The sequence below is a fragment of the Escherichia sp. HH41S genome, assembly GCF_009820115.1.
Classification (GTDB): Bacteria; Pseudomonadota; Gammaproteobacteria; order Enterobacterales; family Enterobacteriaceae; genus Escherichia; species Escherichia coli_F.
The window spans coordinates 1-361 of record NZ_VNXE01000047.1 but is presented as its reverse complement, the minus strand read 5'-3'; the positions used below and the strand labels follow the sequence as shown (position 1 = coordinate 361).

General features: G+C 65.1%; 1 protein-coding gene. It reads left to right on the top strand.

All coding sequences use genetic code 11. The features are described from left to right. The coding region (locus tag FQZ95_RS08640) for an RHS repeat protein (RefSeq protein ID WP_160530096.1) at positions 1–361 on the top strand (361 nt) is incomplete at both ends.

Sequence of the window (361 nt, the reverse complement as noted above, 5' to 3'; positions counted from 1 at the left end):
TACGACCCGCTGGGCCGCAGGGTGGCAAAACGGGTGTGGCGGCGTGAACGGGACCTGACGGGCTGGATGTCGCTGTCACGGAAACCGGAAGTGACCTGGTACGGCTGGGACGGCGACCGGCTGACCACGATACAGAACGACAGAACCCGCATCCAGACGGTTTATCAGCCGGGGAGCTTCACGCCACTCATCAGGGTCGAAACCGCCACCGGTGAGCTGGCGAAAACGCAGCGCCGCAGCCTGGCGGATGCGCTTCAGCAGTCCGGCGGTGAAGACGGTGGCAGTGTGGTGTTCCCGCCGGTGCTGGTGCAGATGCCCGACCGGCTGGAAAGTGAAATCCTGGCTGACCGGGTGAGTGAGG